Annotated in this window: 15 protein-coding genes and 2 pseudogenes; 5 read left to right on the forward strand and 12 right to left on the reverse strand. The window is 58.6% G+C overall.

What is annotated here, in order from left to right; translation table 11 throughout:
* Positions 1 to 83 precede the first annotated feature (83 nt).
* Both B0G80_RS35895 and B0G80_RS47500 read right to left on the reverse strand, forming a co-directional pair.
* Positions 84 to 569: pseudogene (locus B0G80_RS35895) on the reverse strand (ATP-binding protein); the annotation flags it as partial.
* The gene (locus B0G80_RS47500) at positions 515 to 721 is read right to left on the reverse strand and encodes a hypothetical protein (RefSeq protein WP_116122473.1); all 207 of its coding nucleotides are present in this window, start codon (positions 719 to 721) and stop codon (positions 515 to 517) included. The gene B0G80_RS47500 and the pseudogene B0G80_RS35895, both read right to left, overlap by 55 nt.
* A 148-nt stretch (positions 722 to 869) precedes the next feature.
* Between B0G80_RS47500 and B0G80_RS47505 the strand changes: the two genes are divergently transcribed.
* Positions 870 to 1,037: a hypothetical protein gene (locus B0G80_RS47505; RefSeq protein WP_181920138.1), complete on the forward strand. Its 168-nt coding sequence runs from the start codon at positions 870 to 872 to the stop codon at positions 1,035 to 1,037.
* Positions 1,015 to 3,075, forward strand: a complete 2,061-nt coding sequence (locus B0G80_RS35905; RefSeq protein ID WP_258879148.1) for a recombinase family protein — start codon at positions 1,015 to 1,017, stop codon at positions 3,073 to 3,075. The genes B0G80_RS47505 and B0G80_RS35905 overlap by 23 nt, the downstream gene beginning before the upstream one ends.
* Before the next feature lie 16 nt (positions 3,076 to 3,091).
* Here B0G80_RS35905 and B0G80_RS35910 read toward each other — a convergent pair whose 3' ends face one another.
* The gene (locus tag B0G80_RS35910) at positions 3,092 to 3,445 is read right to left on the reverse strand and encodes an ATP-binding protein (RefSeq protein WP_309568804.1); all 354 of its coding nucleotides are present in this window, start codon (positions 3,443 to 3,445) and stop codon (positions 3,092 to 3,094) included.
* The gene (istA, locus tag B0G80_RS35915; protein ID WP_408969481.1) at positions 3,442 to 4,899 is read right to left on the reverse strand and encodes an IS21 family transposase; all 1,458 of its coding nucleotides are present in this window, start codon (positions 4,897 to 4,899) and stop codon (positions 3,442 to 3,444) included. Before istA ends, B0G80_RS35910 begins: the two co-directional genes overlap by 4 nt.
* Positions 4,900 to 5,130: 231 nt before the next feature.
* Between istA and B0G80_RS35920 the strand changes: the two genes are divergently transcribed.
* Positions 5,131 to 5,448, forward strand: a complete 318-nt coding sequence (locus B0G80_RS35920) for a hypothetical protein (protein WP_147309964.1) — start codon at positions 5,131 to 5,133, stop codon at positions 5,446 to 5,448.
* Between the two features lie 121 nt (positions 5,449 to 5,569).
* A pseudogene (locus tag B0G80_RS35925) lies at positions 5,570 to 6,891 on the forward strand (IS5 family transposase).
* A 261-nt stretch (positions 6,892 to 7,152) separates the two neighbouring features.
* Here B0G80_RS35925 and B0G80_RS35930 read toward each other — a convergent pair.
* The 6 genes from B0G80_RS35930 to B0G80_RS35955 all read right to left on the reverse strand — a co-directional run bounded on the left by B0G80_RS35930 (position 7,153) and on the right by B0G80_RS35955 (position 12,411).
* Entirely contained in the window at positions 7,153 to 8,103 is a 951-nt protein-coding gene (locus B0G80_RS35930; RefSeq protein ID WP_116122478.1) for a hypothetical protein, read from the reverse strand.
* 294 nt (positions 8,104 to 8,397) lie between these two features.
* Entirely contained in the window at positions 8,398 to 10,194 is a 1,797-nt protein-coding gene (locus B0G80_RS35935; protein ID WP_181920139.1) for a tetratricopeptide repeat protein, read from the reverse strand.
* A gap of 7 nt (positions 10,195 to 10,201) precedes the next feature.
* Entirely contained in the window at positions 10,202 to 10,468 is a 267-nt protein-coding gene (locus B0G80_RS35940) for a hypothetical protein (protein ID WP_116122480.1), read from the reverse strand.
* Between the two features lie 11 nt (positions 10,469 to 10,479).
* A complete protein-coding gene (gene yidD / locus B0G80_RS35945) occupies positions 10,480 to 10,719 on the reverse strand; it encodes a membrane protein insertion efficiency factor YidD (RefSeq protein ID WP_220377509.1) in 240 nt (79 codons plus the stop codon).
* The gene (locus B0G80_RS35950) at positions 10,716 to 11,390 is read right to left on the reverse strand and encodes a hypothetical protein (protein ID WP_116122481.1); all 675 of its coding nucleotides are present in this window, start codon (positions 11,388 to 11,390) and stop codon (positions 10,716 to 10,718) included. The genes yidD and B0G80_RS35950 overlap by 4 nt, the downstream gene beginning before the upstream one ends.
* A gap of 1 nt (position 11,391) precedes the next feature.
* Positions 11,392 to 12,411 (reverse strand): SPFH domain-containing protein, encoded by a 1,020-nt coding sequence (locus B0G80_RS35955; protein ID WP_181920140.1) that lies wholly within the window; start codon positions 12,409 to 12,411, stop codon positions 11,392 to 11,394.
* 475 nt (positions 12,412 to 12,886) lie between these two features.
* Between B0G80_RS35955 and B0G80_RS35960 the strand changes: the two genes are divergently transcribed.
* Positions 12,887 to 13,741 (forward strand): DUF2278 family protein, encoded by an 855-nt coding sequence (locus B0G80_RS35960; protein WP_116122482.1) that lies wholly within the window; start codon positions 12,887 to 12,889, stop codon positions 13,739 to 13,741.
* A 468-nt stretch (positions 13,742 to 14,209) separates the two neighbouring features.
* Here B0G80_RS35960 and B0G80_RS35965 read toward each other — a convergent pair whose 3' ends face one another.
* Positions 14,210 to 15,526, reverse strand: a complete 1,317-nt coding sequence (locus tag B0G80_RS35965) for an IS701 family transposase (protein WP_116122483.1) — start codon at positions 15,524 to 15,526, stop codon at positions 14,210 to 14,212.
* A gap of 78 nt (positions 15,527 to 15,604) precedes the next feature.
* Positions 15,605 to 16,693 carry an IS630 family transposase gene (locus B0G80_RS35970; RefSeq protein ID WP_181920141.1) on the reverse strand — a complete coding sequence of 363 codons (1,089 nt, stop codon included), beginning with the start codon at positions 16,691 to 16,693 and terminating at the stop codon, positions 15,605 to 15,607.
* Positions 16,694 to 17,124: the final 431 nt, after the last annotated feature.

Genomic DNA, 17,124 nt, shown 5'->3' on the forward strand with positions numbered 1-17,124 from the left:
GTTATTGATTGGAAAGCGTCAAGCAGGAAGTCCGGTTTACCGACAACCATCTTGGCCGGTCGGCCGAGGTGATTGTCGCTGCGTCAGGGGGTCATGGTTGTCGCTCCGTTCGTGTTGTCAGTGGGTAATTGACGGCGGCGCTCTTTCTGTTTGTCGCTGGCCGTGCGGCGCCGATAGCTTTCGACATTGAGCTCGAAGATCGTCGAGTGATGAACGAGCCGGTCGATAGCGGCCACTGTCATGCCGGGGTCCGGGAAGACGTCGTTCCAGCCCGAGAACGGCTGGTTGGCCGTTATCAGAAGACTTTTCCGCTCGTATCGTTCGGCTATCAACTCGAACAGCACGCTGGTTTCGGCTTGGTCCTTTCTCACATACGACAGATCGTCCAGGATGATCAGGTCGAACCGGTCGAGTTTGGCGAGCGCTGAAGGCAGTTGCAGACTCTGACGCGCAACCTGGAGCTTCTGCACGATTTCGCCGGTCCGGGTGAACAACACACGATAGCCGGCATCGATCAGGGCATGTCCGATTGCACTTCCAAGATGACTTTTTCCCGCCCCGGGCGAACCCGCAACATACTGCCCATCGTCATTACGATGATGCGGTCATTCAATATCCATTTCACCCTCGCTGCGGCGAGCGAATCGTCGTCGTCGGATTGAACAACTATCGCGGCGAGTCGTATCTGATCGTCAGACAGCCCGATGGCACTCGCGCTCATCTCCCGCCATGGATGGCAGACGAGGATGCTGCTCGTATGTCTATCGTCATCCAGCCAGAATTACCACATGCGGTGCTTATCGAACTCCTGCGCCTGGTCGACACGGCGTTATCTTCCTTTGCGTTGTCCACACGTGAGGGAGGCGACGATGCGCAGGCAAGTGATGAGGCAGAAGGACCTGTTCGAGGAAGCTGTACGGGAAGCACTGGTGCCAGAGGAGATGCAAGCAGAGCTGGTGACGCAGCTGGCCCTGCTGATGTTCGCGTTGATCGACGTCATCGAAACGGAGGTGCATGATGAGCAAGATCGGCGCTGAGCACCTTTCCCGTCGCGCATACGTGTACGTCCGTCAGTCAACGCTGGACCAGGTCCGCCACAATCGCGAGAGCCAGTTACGCCAGTACGGACTGGCTGATCGCGCGCGTGGACTTGGCTGGCCAGATGTGACGGTCATCGATGATGACCTGGGTCGCTCCGGCTCCGGTACCCTTCGCCCCGGCTTCGAGCGCCTGCTGGTGGCGCTGTGCAGTGGCGAAGTGGGTGCCGTATTCTGTATCGAAGCGTCCCGCCTCGCACGCAACGGGCGCGACTGGCACACGCTGCTGGAATTCTGCCGTCTCGTAGGATGCCTGCTGATTGACGAGGACGGAATTTACGATCCACGACAGCCTAATGATCGACTGCTGTTGGGCATGAAGGGCACGCTCTCCGAGATGGAGCTCTCGACCTTTCGCCAACGCTCACAAGCTGCTCTCGACCAGAAGGCCAAACGCGGCGAGCTGTTCACATCGGTGCCAATCGGCTACGTGCGTGCACAGGGGAATCGTATCGAGAAGGACCCTGACGTACGCATCCGCGAAGCGCTCGATCTGGCGTTCCGGAAGTTTCGCGAGTTTGGTAGCGTCAGGCAGGTGCTTTTATGGATTCGGCAGGAACGCATCGAGTTACCAGCGGTGAACTATGGACCGGACGGGCGCAACATTGTCTGGAAGCTTCCGGTCTATAACACCCTGCTGCACATCCTGACGAATCCGACGTATGGTGGTGCGTACGCCTTTGGCAAGACCCGGACCATCGCGCGCATCGTGGATGGCCGCAAGCGGGTCTTTGCAGGCAATCCCCTTCGGCGCGAGGACTGGCAGGCCTTGATCATCGAGCATCACGCGGGCTACATTAGCTGGGACGAGTACGAGGCGAACCGCAAATTGATTACCCACAACGCGAACATGAAGGGCAACATGGTCCGCGGCGCCGTCAAGCGCGGCAGTTCGCTTCTGGCGGGACTGCTACGTTGCGGTCACTGCGGGCGCAAACTGCACGTTGCCTATTCGGGTACCAAAGGCACCGTCGCCCGCTACAACTGCCAGGGCAGCATGATCAATCACGGAGGCCCGCGCTGTATCTCATTCGGCGCGGTTCGCGTTGACCATCGGGTCTCTAAAGAAGTTTTGCAACAGCTGCAGCCCTTAGGGATTCGTGCATCACTCGAGGCTATTGAACGTGCGCGAACAGAACAGGACGAACGTGTACGGCACAAGGAGCTGGCGCTTGAACAGGCCCGGTATGAAGCTGCGCGTGCGCGCCGGCAATACGATGCCATTGATCCAGAGAATCGGCTGGTTGCTGCGGAACTCGAGCGACGCTGGAATGAAACGTTGAAGACACAGGCTGAACTGCAGACCGAGCTCGACTTCCTGCGCGAACAGTCTTCAAGGGCGCTGAGTGCGGGCGCACGTGACGAGCTTCTTCGACTGGGCGAGGACCTGCCCCGGCTATGGCATCACCCGGGCAGCTCCGTTGAGATCAAGAAACGGATACTGAGAATTGTGATCAAGGAGATCGTAGTCACAAAGAAGGACGACACGATTCGCGCACTCGTGCATTGGCAAGGTGGCGATCATACCGAGATCGTATTCGAGAAGAGCCAGACAGGTGAGCATCGTTGGACTACGGATGTCGAAACCATAGACATCGTTCGAGCATTGGCAAGAACGCTGCCGGACCAGGCTATCGCAGCGGTCATCAACCGTTTGGGCAAACGTACGGCGAGAGGACACACATGGACGACCGCGAGAGTCTGCACGTTGCGTAATCATCACCACATCGCAACGTATCGCGAGGGCGAGCGGCAGGAGCGCGGTGAATTGACCGTCGCCGAAGTCTCAGGTCTCGTGGGCGTTAGTGGACCGACCGTCATCCGCCTTATTCGAGTGCGAAGGTTGTCCGCGTCACAGGCATGTCCCGGTGCACCCTGGATCATCCGCCAGTCGGATGTCGATGCTTATCTGGCGCGGCAGGCTGAGAGCGGTCCGCAATCAGCGGATCCCAATCAATTATCCATTGATCTTCAATAACATACGGAGGTGTGCATTATGTCTCGTGTCCGGGGGGCCCGAACAGGAGAATCGTGGCGCCTTTCTCAAGCCACGAATCGCCGGTGGCCAGCGCCATCACATGCGCCTTCGAGACCATAGGCACAACACCGAAGTCGAAGGTGGCGAGCGTCTTGGTCGGATCCAGATGTGACTCGGCACGATGACGCTCGATTCTTCGTTTGGCGCGCTCGGCGAGTTCATGTTCGAGCAACGCACCGAGTAACCGGGACGCCTGCCAGCTTTCCTTGTCCGAACGTTCTGCGAAGTCCGGCCACAACCGGCCGATCGTTGGCAGACGCAGTTCGTTGAGCATAAGTGCGATACGACCAGCATCGTAGGCGGTGTTCATGCGGGCGCCTCCTCATCGAGCAACGTGTCATAAAGCGCGGCGGACGGCATCTCGACGACAACCACTGGACACTCGGTCTGGCGCGGCGCGAACTCATCGAACAACGCTTTCAAATCGGGCAGCTCACCGAGTTCGAGCAATGCATCGAGCCGCTCGGCCAGTTGCGCCTCGACGCCGTGGTGCCCGGCGAGCTCAAGCAGGCCCACCATGGTCTTGCAGGCGCTACGCGGCGTCAGTGCCTCCTCCAGGCGCTCCCAGGTCCGTCGGTAGGCTTCACGCGGAAACAGATCGTCACGGAACGCGAGGCCCCTGAACGCCTGCGGCTTGCGTTTGAGCGAATCGATGAAGTGCCGATAGTCGATGCCGCGACCGCGCCGTTTGCTCGTGTGCGTGGCTCTCGCCGTGCTGTGTACGAGTGCGCCGGACAGATAGCAATCAAGCCGGTCACTGTAAAGGCGTACCTTCAGGCGATGACCGATCAACCGCGACGGGGCGCTGTACAGGACACAACGCACGGTGAATGTGCCGCAGCGTGTCACGCGAGCTTCTTCCTCGGCGAAGTCGGTGGTCCGGTGCCCGGGCAGATCCAGCAGGTGTTCGCGCTCGATCTGGAACGCTGCAGCATTGCGCCGGTTGCGGCGCATTCCCACCCCGCGCACGAACTCGTCATATGCGGTCCGGTCAGCGAAATCGCGGTGACCGCGCAACTCGAGGGCCTGATCGACCTGATCCTTCAGATAACGATGCGAGGATTCAACGCTGCCATTCTCATGACCCATGCCACGATTGTTGCGCGTGCCTTCCATTCCATAATGTTCGAGCAGTGCTGCATAGCGAACCGTGAAGTCTTCCTCTTCCTGCAGGTTTCTGAACGCCGCCGACAGGCTGTCGGAGCGGTGCTCGCGTGGGCAGCCGCCGGCCTGCCACAGCGCGTTCTGCAGCCCCGTCGCGAGCGCCTGGAAGCTCTCACCACCATCGACCACGCTGGCGTATTCCCAGCGCGAGAACGCCAGCACGAAGTGATACAGCATGTGGTTGAACGGGATGCCACCAATCGTTACGCACAACTTGTCCATGTGCGTGAAGTCCGACAGGCCTCGCGCGACGGGCTGATACGTTTGAGGGAAGAATACTTCCTTGTTTGGCCCTTCAAGCGCGCGCCACTGGCTGACATGTCGCTCAAACGTGCGCCGCATGCTGTCGGGAAAGGCATCTGGATGATCCTCCTGCAATTTGCGCAACAGGGTAATCGCCTTTAGCCTTGGCGCAGCGCGTAGCAACGGGACCACCTGGCTCTCCCAGACATCGGCGAACGGATCAGGGCGCGAACGCCAGTAGCGCCGGGGCTGCTGCGACGGTAGTCCGGCCTCGTGTTCCACGCGTCGCGCCGTGCGCTCGCTCATGCCTGACTTCGCCGCAGCGAGCTTCTGTGGATGATGTTTGCGATTGTTCATGTAGAGGCGGACCTGCTGGTCGGTGATGCGGGTTCCAGACATGGGCTGACCGCCTCTTTTTAGATTCAGTCAGCCATCCTAGACCTCGCCGACCCGGCGCCGCCGGCAGCTCGTCGTCTGCGGCGGCTACGCCGCCTCCGACTCCTCACTACCGGCCAAGATGATTGTCGGCACACCGGACGAAATCATTGTCGCCCCCCAATTGATCGCACAATTCATAAACTCACGGTCTTGAACGGCAGAAAAATCGGTGCCGGAAGCGAGCGAATGATACATTTCTCTATGGATGGTAGCGTTCCGAAAGAGAACCTGTGTGATCTCTCTTTCATCCTGAGGCCCAATATCGCCGTCTCGAAGCAGCACGAACTCGGCCGCGAATCCGCCACAAGCGACTCGTTGCCTGATGTTTGGATTTGTATTGCACCTCGCTCGGGCACGTCCAAATTCGTGATTGTCGAGAAGCTCAACGCACTGCACGTCGCCACCCAGCGCGATACATACAAAGGCATGTCCCATCTCATGCCAGCATTCATAGGTAACGCTATTTAGTCGAGCCTGAACAATCCGGTGAGCCTTATATGGCATGGCTTTGGGGCAGAACTGGTGTTGTGGGAATTGCAGAGACCTGGCATATTGATGCGTGAATCCTGCAAATCCTGACGAGGTGCAGATGGGTCCGAAGCCGCCTTAACTGAGCGAGATTTCTTCCGGCAACCGCTGCGAGAACAGATCAACCTGAAGCATCCGTTGGTACGCCTGACTGAGCCGATTAACTGGGAGCGGCTGGACGCATTGATGAGAGAAAGCTTCGTGTCGCGCAAGGGGCGGCCAGCGACGTCGCCGCGCCTCATTGCCGGACTGCTGTATCTGCAGCATGCGTTCGACCTGTCCGACGAAGAGGTGGTCTGGCAATGGGTGGAGAACCCGTATTGGCAGGTGTTCACCGGCGAAACCTATTTGCAAACCGAACCGCCGATCGATCCGTCGAGCCTGACGCGCTGGAGGAAGCGCCTGAGCGAAGCCGGCGTTGAGGAGTTGCTGGCGGAGACGATCGACGCAGCCAGACGTGCCGGCGTGATCAAGGCGTCGAGCGTGAAGCGGGTGATCGTCGACACCACGGTCATGGAGAAAGCGATTGCCCATCCAACCGACTCGCGATTGCTTGAGCGGTGTCGCGAACACCTTGTGAAGGCCGCGGCGCGGCACGGACTGAAGCTCAGGCAGAACTACAACCGCGAAGCACCACGGCTTGCATTGCAGATTGGCCGCTACGCGCACGCGAAGCAGTTCAAACGAATGAGAAAGGCACTGCGCACGCTGCGCTCCCGGGTTGGTCGCGTCATGCGTGACGTGGAACGACAGGCCGGCCAGGTAGGCGGCAGCGGTCATGCGGCGCTGCTGGATCTGGTTGCTCGCACGAAGCGCATCCTGTCGCAAAAGCCGAAGGACAAAAACAAGCTGTATGCGCTGCACGCGCCGGAAGTCGAGTGTCTGGCCAAGGGTAAGGCACGCACCCCTTACGAGTTCGGCGTGAAAGTGTCGATCACGACAACACACAAGGAAGGGCTGGTGGTCGGCATGCGCTCGATGCCGGGCAATCCATACGACGGGCATACGCTGGCTGAAGCGCTGGAACAGGCCGAGATCCTGAGTGACACGAAGCCCGAGGTGGTAATCGTGGATCGTGGTTACAAGGGCGTCGCCATCGACGGCGTGAAGATGTACCACCCGGGTTTGCGGCGCGGCATAACACGCACACTACGCGCGATGATCAGGCGGCGCAGCGCGATCGAGCCAGCCATTGGCCATATGAAGATGGACGGAAAACTCGATCGGAACTGGCTCAAAGGCGCGCTCGGCGATGCGATGCACGCGGTGCTGTGCGGCGCTGGCTACAACCTGCGGATGATCCTCCGGAAGCTGCGGCTTCTTTGCGCCTTCGTTCTCGCCGCTCTGATCAACCGCCGGATTGCCGCCGACGTGATGGTGTGATGCCGGTGGCACGAGAAACGAATTGTTCAGGGCCGACTATTTATCTGCATCCGTACTTCCTTGAAGCATAACTGCTTAATTCAACAGGACAGCGCATATACATATCCCCAATCTCGACTACTGGGCATGGAACACCCCCAACCCTTTCATATTCGCAGTGCAGTACCCGTACCGCCAGCAAGCTAGTCCCTTGCGGGCGGTTTTGTTTGGTGGATTTCGTAGACCTGTGGAGTTGCCTTCAACCCAACCACAAGGAGTTCTTCAATTCGCGAGAAGTCCTATAGTCGTGGAGGATCTCAAATCCGCGTTGCTACCCCGAAACCAAGTGAGAAACACCGAGATCGTGGAGTTGAGATTCAGGATGGCAACTTGCTGTTGTTCAGAGAACGGATTTTTGCCGAACCAACCGTAGATTTTCTGCTTAAGAAGGCTAAAAATACCCCAAGGACGAATGATCTTTCGCAGGCATGCGATATCGCCTACGAATGCTCCACACGTTTGATCGGCTTCGCGATTTTTCGACTGAACCGCCGGTAGCACTTCGTTCATGGAGTCGATTAGCTCCCGCAGCTTTACCGTGGCCCCCTCTACCTTTGTTGTCTCTTCCTCAATTTCTTTGGCTTTCTTATGCGTGCCCTTGGCGGCAACGATGACAAGTGGAATCGCGACGAGACCACCTAAAACGATTGCCCCTCCGCTCATGCCCGCGCCACCCACTGCCAAGGAGCCACCGCCGAACCAAGCAAGCGTGGCATTCGTTGCCGCGACGCCCGACAACTCAGCGATGACTGCCCCCGTTGAAGCCGCGCCGAACGTAGAGACGAGCGCCCAAGAACCAATCGCCATCGTACTGCCCGTGACTACGCCCGCGCCGATTGACGAAACAGAACCGTACTCTTTTTGGAATTTGGCTACTTGTGTCAATGTAGACGTAGTGGCCGCGATATTGCCAATCCATTTCGTTTTGGCCCGCAGCGTTCCGTTCAGAACGGCTTCACCCTTGTCCAGCGACTTTTTGGCTTTTTTGAGCGCCATACCGATGGCATTTACATTCGCATGAATCTCGGATTCGACCGACTTGGCATTTTTGTACGTATTCTGGTACCTGTCGAAGCTTTCCTGGTAAGCCGTCTGCGCATCTTCCAAGCGCGACACGCCACCCAGAGTCACTACGTTACCCACCAACTTGAGCGAACCTTTAATGATCCCCATGCTTCTACCTTTGATTATTTTTGCGACTATCCGGATTTCGTTCGAATACGGTTGAGATCAGCTTTACGTAAGCGCGCGATTTCGCACACCTAGCTTCCGTTGTTGAGAAGGCTCACGATTGCGTCCGCAAGCCGAATCGCTTCAATCGTAGAGCAAGAATCGCAGCCGCATCTCGAAAATGCCGGGCAAAAGCCAGGAGGTGGCTTTGTGTCAGCGCGAAACGATGGTTCCCATCTCGAAGTAAAGACGCCCCCGAAAGCAAACTCAGCTTTCGAAAGGCGTCGTACCGACTGACTACTGATGCGAGAGCACCTTCAACGCGCTCGCTGCCGCAACCTTGATGCTCGAATCTTCATCACTGTCGGCGATGCCGCGGAGATACGTCAGCGTCTTGTCACGATTCGACGAGAACTGAAAGGACAACACGAAGGAGGCAGTTGCCTGATCGGCCCGACCCTTCTTCGCGTACACATCCGCGAGATTCGCCCACGCGGACGTCCGGCCCGGAGCCTGCGAGAGCACCGTCCCGAGTTCGAATTCCGAACGATCGAGCTCGTTCGCCTTGTAGAGCGCGAAAGCCAAGTTGTTTCTCACCTCGACGTCCGAAGGGTCCGCCGACACTGCCGTTCCCAGCGTCTCGGCAGCCGCCGCCGCATCACCCGCTTGCAGCGCCTTCAGCCCCAGTTCATTCGTCGTTCTCGCCAACTTGCGATCGCCGCGCGCCGGTTTGGCAAGCGCCTCGATCTGACCCTTCAGATCCGCGACTTTGACCGCGTTCGTGCTGGCGTCGAGCATCTGCGAGAGCAAGCCGGCCGCCGATGCAGGAGCTTTGACGGCAAAACCGCTTGCCGTGGCGGTCGCGTCGCCAGCCTGGAAGCTAACGGGCAGCACGGCGGACGAGTTCTCCGAGACCGCATGCGCGTCGCCAGTCGAAGCCGTCACGCTAGAATTCTGCCCTGCGTCTGCGCTTTCTGTGCTTGCTGCATCGGGCTTGGTGCTCGTGGCGGTTGCATCGGCAGTCTGGGCGTTCTCGCTGGCCTGCTCTGTCGGGCTCGCCACGGGATGAGGTGCAGGTCCTACCGCCTGAACGACCGGCGCGGCCGGTGCCTCCGGAGCGGACAAATCGGCTGCGGCAGTGGTCGTCGAACCGGCGTTTTTGTTCTTCGAGCCCGTCGCTCCGACACCGATGAGAAGGAGCATGACCAGCGTCGCCGGAACCCATACCTTGGGCTTCTTGAACGTCTGCATCAGGCCGCCGGACGCCGCAACGGTCGCCACGTCGGAGTGATCCGCCCCAGACGAGGCCTCGGCGCTCTCCTGTGCTTTACGGAAGATTCGCTGAACGTCCTTGTGTTGAGCGGCCAGCCACTTCGTGAAACTCGTCGAGTCCTCGCCAGTTGTGGTCCGGGCGACGTTCACGAAGAAATCCTTGAACGCTTGCGTCTTCGACTTGGCGACACCCATGCCTTCTAACTGGATGAGGGAGTCGAACATCAGGCCGGCGACCGACAGGCGCAGCGTTGCATCGGTCGGCTGAAGAATGAAAACGTCCTGAACGGCCTTGATGCCACGAGCCGCTTCTTCGAAGGCGCTTTGAGCGGCATCGCGGTTCTCGCCATAGGCGACGTATTTCTTCTTGGCAGTCGAGAAGAAATACTGCATCGCGCGCGTCGCGGATTCGAGGAACTGGTTGCCTAGCACGACTCGCGAATACACGACGTTTTCGGAGTCGCCAGCGTGCTTCGACGCGCGCTCGATATATTGAATCGCCAGCGCGAGACTTTTGTCGAAATTAGAAGGCTTCAGCTGACACGCCTTGCAAAGCGCGAGATATATCCACGCGTCGGCCGGGAAAGACGTGGGCTGCGTCACGCAAGACGTCAGGCTCTTCTCAGCTTCGACGAAATCATTGGCGAGGTATTGCGACAGCCCGACCTGATAGACGCGATCTTCCGTTGTCGCTTCCACATCTCTCGCCAGGGTCTTGAAGAACTCTTCATCGACGTTGAGCGCACCACAGTAGTCACAGGTGAACTTGCGTGCCGCAGAAGCGCCGGGCGCACCACATTGTTTGCATGTCAATGGGTTCATTGCGGCCTCACATCGGACGGCGGAAGACGAGTTGATAGATCTTGAAGTCGCCATCCTGAGTGTTCTGATTGAAGACCTTTAACAGCCCATCGAAGCAACCGCCTTTGACCTGCACGTCGAACGTGTACTGACCTTGCAGTTCCCAGCCGTCCCGCGCGTGCTCTTGGAGTAGCACTTCGAGTTGTGCCGTGACCTTGCGCCCCGCGTTGCCCTTGCGGACGTCGGCCGTCGTGACTTCAGCCTTGAAATTAGTGACCTTGTATTCGTATTCCATTTTTTTCCGTTCTACCGGTTCTTTTTAGGTACTGGATCAGCACCGCCCTCGTAATGTGATGGCCGACACCTACAAACACGGCCAACCGCCAATTTCCCCCCACGCATCAACCCATGACGCCTGATTGCCTGAAACGCGTATTTCGAACACGAGGGTGTGTAAATGCATTGAGCCGACGCCCGTAGACCGGCGCCGATATGTCCTCGCCGATACTTGACGATTTGCCACAACAGCAGTCTCGTCAATATCACGACCGTCTCCTGAAATCCTGAAGCAGCCTGGCGCGACGCCCTACGAGTTCGTCTAGCTTGCGCACTGATACATGCGCGAAAGAAAGGTCGTTCCCATTGCTCGGAAAGCCCGTGAGCAGCGCCTCCAGTTCGGCATCGACGCCGTGACTCAGTTCGCGCGCGGGGGATGGTCCGTATCGCACTTTGTCGGCGATCTTCTCGACTGCTTGGCGAAGCGACTCGTCGTTTAGGCTGTCGCGCAGATCGAACAGGCGGTTGACCAGAGCCAGATTCAGGCCGCGATCCCGATCGTTGCGCGTCACCGCGTCGATCTTGTTCTGACTCACGCGGATCAGAAGCTGCACACACAAAAAGCCGCCGCACGCCAGTACGTCGAGCGCATAGGCAACGGTGGGAAGACCGTGGATGGCAGCCGAGAGCGATGCGACGACGCACGCGATCAGCAGGCCGCCCGCGACGTATTGCGGACCTAGCGATGCGATCGCGCTCGCGTCGCTCGCTCTTGCCTGCACCAATGCGGGCGTGACGAACAGTGAGAACACACTAAGCCCGAGCAGCACGAGATTCACGTCGACCGCCGTCGTGACCAAGGCGGCAGGCAGGAGCAGCAGCAGCGCGGCATCCAGACTCGCCGCGAGGATCGCCCCTGCGAGCATCAGCAGAACTCGCATGTCACGGCCCCAGGATCAATGACTTTTGCTGAGCGAACTCTTCGTCAGTGAGGATGCCCGCGTTCTTCAACTCGGAAAGCTCCTTGATTTGCCGGATCTTGTCTTCCATCGACAAGCGAGGTTGCGTGGGTGCTTGCGCGGTTTCCATCGACGGAACGATTTTCGCGAATTCCCTGCCCATGCCGCCGCCGATGTTGACGCCCATTCCGGCGCCCAGACCTGCGCCCATCAGCGATCCCGCTGTACCTTCGTTCGACGCGGCCGCCTGCAGAATGTCGAGGCTGCGTTGCTGTTGATAGTCGAATCCCAGGATGGACATTTCAGCGCGTTTCGCCAGCGCCTCACGGAGTTTGGTGACGCCAGCATCGTCCTCCGGCACGTTGATCGAATGGATGCTGAACTGGGGAATCGTGACGCCGTATTCCTGAGCGTGAGGCAGCATCGATTGCCTCACTTTCTCGGAGATGGTTTCGATATTCGCGTTCACTTCAAGGATCGACAGCCGTTCGTTGCTCACCGCGCGCGCAAGCTCACCCTTGATTCGCTTGATGAGCTCTCCGCTCAGATAGCGGGAGATTTCCTCGGCGCCGAAAGACGGCAGTGTCCCGACGATCTTGTTCAGGAACAGCTTGCTGTTTTCGATGCGAATCCCGTATTGGCCAAACGACCGGACCGAAACCATGATTCCGAACTTCGGATCCTGAAGCTGGATCGGATCAGGCGTACCCCACTTGACGTTGAGGTTGGTCGCCTTGTTGACGTACCAAACCTCAGCAGTGAAAGGGCTGCGGCCGCCGAAAGGAAGTCCGAACAGGCTCCGGATGACGGGGACGTTTTCCGTCGAGAGCGTATGCCGGCCTGCGCCGAACGGGCCTTCATAGACGCCGCCCCGAACCAGGAATGCCTCCTGCGATTCATTGACTATGAGTTGCGTCCACGTGGACAGTTCCTGTGAAGGGCATTTCCACACGACCGACGAGTCGCTTTGCGCGTCCCACTTAACCAGGTCAAGTATTGCCATCTTGTTATGCGTTGTTGTCTGTTCAATATGCTCGGACATCGCCAAATGTCTGCATCGAAGCAATGCAGAACGATGACGTTGCAGTCATTTTCCGGCGATCGGAGATTGGTCCCGCCAAACATTTATCGGCAAAAGACAGCGGCACTTTAGACCTACGCTTGAAAAATTCGAGAGAAACGGGGAACCTGAAGAAGCTTCGCGCTTCTTGATGCTGTCAGCAGCTTATCTGCGTGACGGAATTGTTGACCATCTAGGTGTCGCTGTCGACCGACGGTTTTTGGCCGACCTCGGAAATTGGCGGCCGACCCGAGCAGCGCCTCGCGCGGCCCGAACGCTCAACTTCCGTCGACGACCCACTGGGGCTCTTCAGGTCGGTGCGGAATCAACAGCCGCATTTCACGCTGCAACGCCCATTCGCTAAGAGCGGGTAACGCAATAGGGACTGTCGACTTGGTCAGCTGTCCGGACAAGCTTCATGCCGATGAGGCTTGTCCTTGACCGTATTCGCGGGCTCGAGCCTGGCCTCAAGAACCAGACCAGCAGCTACGAAGACGGAGCGCTTGACTATATCAAGGGAAATCTGTTCGATCCACGGAAGATGCGTGTGCTGCCGAGCCAGAGCCGAGGCGGGGACGATCTCGTTCACCGTCTTTCGGCGTTGCTTACGCTCGCTCGAGATCAAAACGACGATATCGTCATTTTCGGGAGCCAGTTCCGCACTTCGCCACACCAGACCGATGCTGTCTTCGGTGAGACTCCCCGGTTTGGCATCGACAACACCCATATGGCACAAGGCGATCCGCCGGACATCGACGAGCGACTCCACGAAAATGGACCTTGGCACGACGGAGCAATTTTTCTTTTGAGCACCAACACCGATCGTGTCACTGTCATCTTCCTTGCTTTCCAGACCCAGTCCTGGCAAACAGATTCGCAGGGGCAGAAGGTCGATGGGAGCACTAGGTTCGAGGCGCCGCGCTACGATTTCGCCGGCGGCGGTCTCGGAAATCCTGTGCCGACGCCTTCGCCGAAGGCGGAACTCACTTCGCTCAATCGGCTTTCGGATGGCACCGGGAAACTGGTGGTCGCGAACATGTCCTCTGAAGCGTTGGACGTCTCCGGCTGGTCAGTCGTGACACCGACAACCTCGTTTTCCATTCCCCCTACAACCATCGAACCGGGCCAGCCGCTCACAGTCGCGCTGACCAATGACCTCATTAACGACGCCGGCGGTATCCTCTCTCTGATCGACGATCGGGGTCTTAAGGTCGACGGAGTCGCGTACTCCGGCGGCCCGGCGGCAGGATGGAGCACGAGCTTCGCAGATTGACGCGTCCTCCTTCCGCCTCGGCGGCTCTTCTGTAGCTACCAGTGAACGCAGTCTGGGCAGCAGCGTCTCCCCCGACGCTGCTCGCGCCGATGGTCAACGTGGAAGTGTGATAGGAGGAATTGTGAAGCGGTCATCCGCCGACGCGATGGTTCAGCTTTGCCGCGACGTCTACATCCTCGGCGTGAACGACGAGGTCTTCCGCGCGCTCCGATGAAGCTCTGAGGCCCGGCGAAAGGGCATAGACTCGCCCGCGATCCCGAGAAACGGCGGCCGTAGCCGGCGCGCCAGGCTTCGGAACGCTGAGTGGCGAATTATCCCGCACACGACGGCGCATACCTTCGAAAGACTGCCACTCATCCCTAGTCTTACTGTGTCACATAATTAGTTGCGCGCTCTATTGCCGTACAGGAAGAGAGCCATCGTTGCATGAGCCTTAGTCCAAGCAGGATGCGCAACGTAGTAATGGAATCAGGAACGTGGCGTTGAGCGCGCTGGACTGCCCCGGGGGATGTAATCCGGGGGAAGGGCAGGCAGCGCGCGTTCAAGGAAGTTTTTTTTATCGCGTCCATCTGATTGCATCCGGAGTCGCTGAGCCATCAGAAACCCGTACGCAGCGATACTCAGTGTGGCGTGGTGGTGAAAGCCACGCCAGCCTCGCCCTTCATAATGACCGAGCCCGAACTCCTGTTTCAGGTCCTGATAGTCGCGCTCGATGCGCCAGCGCATCTTGGTCACGAACACAAGCTGCTCAAGTGTCGCCTCCTCGGGCGCGGTAGTGAGAAAGTATTTGAGCGGCTCCGGATCGCCATCAGGCCATTCAATAAGCAGCCACTCTTCGTCGCGAACGGTGCTTCGCCAATAGTCGCGATGTGCGGGACGAACCCGTACGGCGGCAAAGCGCGAGGAAAGTGCTGCGTTGCTGCCTTCGCGCCAGGTTACGGATTGCCAGGCGTTCATGGGTAATTGCATGGCTAGCTCCTTCACCACGAGCGGTTTATGGCCGGGCGCACGGCGCAACAATGTCGGTGGCTTGCCGCGCCCGCTCCAGGGCTTGGGCGGAAGCGGCGCCGTACCGGGTGCCCACACAGAGGTGCCCGGCCGGATCCCTACCGCGGACAACAAACCCAGTTCCGTTACGCCCTCCCGGAAAGCGGTTTCGTCGCCATACCCAGCATCGGCCAGCACGATGCCCGGTGCAATGCCGGATGCTATAGCCTCGCGAAGCTGGGCCAGCGCAATCTGAGGCTTGGTCTCGAAGGCCAGATCGTCGGGAATGCCCGCACGACGGGCACGTTCCCGGTCGTCAATCCATTCCTTGGGGACATACAGCTGCCAGGCAATCGGCAGGCTGCCGCGTTGCGTCGCGATCGACAGGCTCACTGCAACCTGGCAGTTGTCCTGCTTTCCGAGTTGTCCACAGTACTGACGTGCCACCCCGACCGAATGACGTCCCTTCTTTGGAAAGCCGGTGTCGTCAATGATCCAGTAGTAGCCGCTTTCTTCAGCAGCGTGCGCGTCTAACGCTGGCATCACCCATTCGCGTACCCGCTGCAGGACCGCCGGGTCAGACCATTCTGCCTTGGCCACAAAGTGATGGAGTGACTGGTGCTTCGCACTCGCGTGAAGTGGGTCAATGTGCGCGGCCATCGGCTCGACGCTCTTGCGCGACAGCGGCAACACCAGGCCCGAACAATAGCCCTTGAGGCCGGCATGACGATCGGCGTGTCCTAACGCCTGCCCCAGATGATTCAGATACGCGTCAAATTCGTCGACATCTCCGCTCATCGCGATCGCCCAAAGTCTGTATTATTTAATACTACCAGGTATCACCTTGCTGCAAATGAATTTTGTGACACAGTAAGACTAGTGTGCTGAGTTAGAAATTCGCAGACAAAATCGCTTGACGCTGGCGAGGATGTCGTCGGCGGATTTGGTCCAGTTAAAAGGTCTGGGATCCGTATTGTTGATCTCGATGTATTGGCGAATAGCCTGTTCGAGTTGGCGGGTGGAGCGATGAGTACCACGGCGGATATATGTTTCGCTGAGCGTTGCAAACCATCGTTCGACCTGGTTGATCCATGAAGCAGAGGTCGGGGTGAAATGCACATGAAAACGCGGATGGCGCGCCATCCAGGCATTGATCGAGGACGTCTTGTGCGTCCCATAATTGTCCATTACCAGATGCACATCCAGTTGCGGTCGCACGTTGGCCTCGATGGTGCGCAGGAACTGCAAAAATTCGTTGCTGCGATGACGTCGATGCAGCTCGCCGATGATTTTGCCCGTGGCGATGTCCAGTGCTGCAAACAGGGTGGTCGTGCCATGGCGCATGTAGTCATGCGTGCGCCGCTCAGGAAGACCGGGGGCCAGTGGCAGCATGGGCTGGGTGCGATCAAGCGCCTGAATCTGGCTCTTCTCGTCTACGCATAACACCAGGGCCTTCAGCGGCGGGTCCAGGTACAGCCCGACGATATCGCGCACCTTGTCAACAAAGAATGGATCAGTGGAGAGCTTGAAGGTCTCCTGCCGATGCGGCTGCAATCCGAAGGCATGCCAGATCCGCGTCACGGCCGTCTGCGACATCCCCATTTCGCGGGCCATTGTGCGCGTGCTCCAGTGAGTCGCACCTTTGGGTACGGACTCGAGCGTGCGTGCGACGACCGCCTCCACCTGCGCGTCCTCGATCGTCCTGGGGGCTCCCGGGCGCGGCGCATCGAGCAACCCGTCCAGGCGGTGCTGGATAAATCGCGAACGCCACTTCGAAACCGTATGCGAGGTGACACGCTGTCTTGCCGCGACCGTCTTGTTGTCGATGCCCTCGGCGCAGGCCAGCACAATGCGTGCGCGCAAGGCCAGCGCCTGTGCGCTCTTGCGCCGCATTGTCAGTGCCATGAGCTGTTCGCGTTCCGGTTCATTCAAGACCAGCGGCGCCTTCGGTCTTCCTCTCATCATCGCCTCACTTATTTGCACACCCTGCAACCCAGGTTAGTACACCACGCAAATAAGGCAATGAATTCTTAACTCGGGACACTAGTTTCGATTGCTCCAAAGCAAGGTCGAATGCAGAGCATCTAATTTGCAGCGACGCTGAACTTGCGTCGGATGATGTGGCGCTGGCAAGCATTTTCGTCAGGGCAAAGACTGCTGTCGTCGACCAGACAGGCTTCAAGGAACGCGTTCGCCAGCAGTGGAACTACCGGGAGCAACATTGTCACGATCGTGAATGCTTGCTGCGATGGTACGCAGACCAGAAGGCAGCGCTTTCGCAGATTGCGCAGACCGGGCATCTGGAATAACAATCGTGTGCAACAGGCAGTCGACATTGTGGACTGCCTCTTCCGTCGGCTAAAGGCAAGGCGTCTGCTTCGAAAAAAACGCTAGAC

Origin of the sequence: Paraburkholderia sp. BL6669N2 (assembly GCF_003387275.1) — a bacterium.
Lineage (GTDB): Bacteria > Pseudomonadota > Gammaproteobacteria > Burkholderiales > Burkholderiaceae > Paraburkholderia.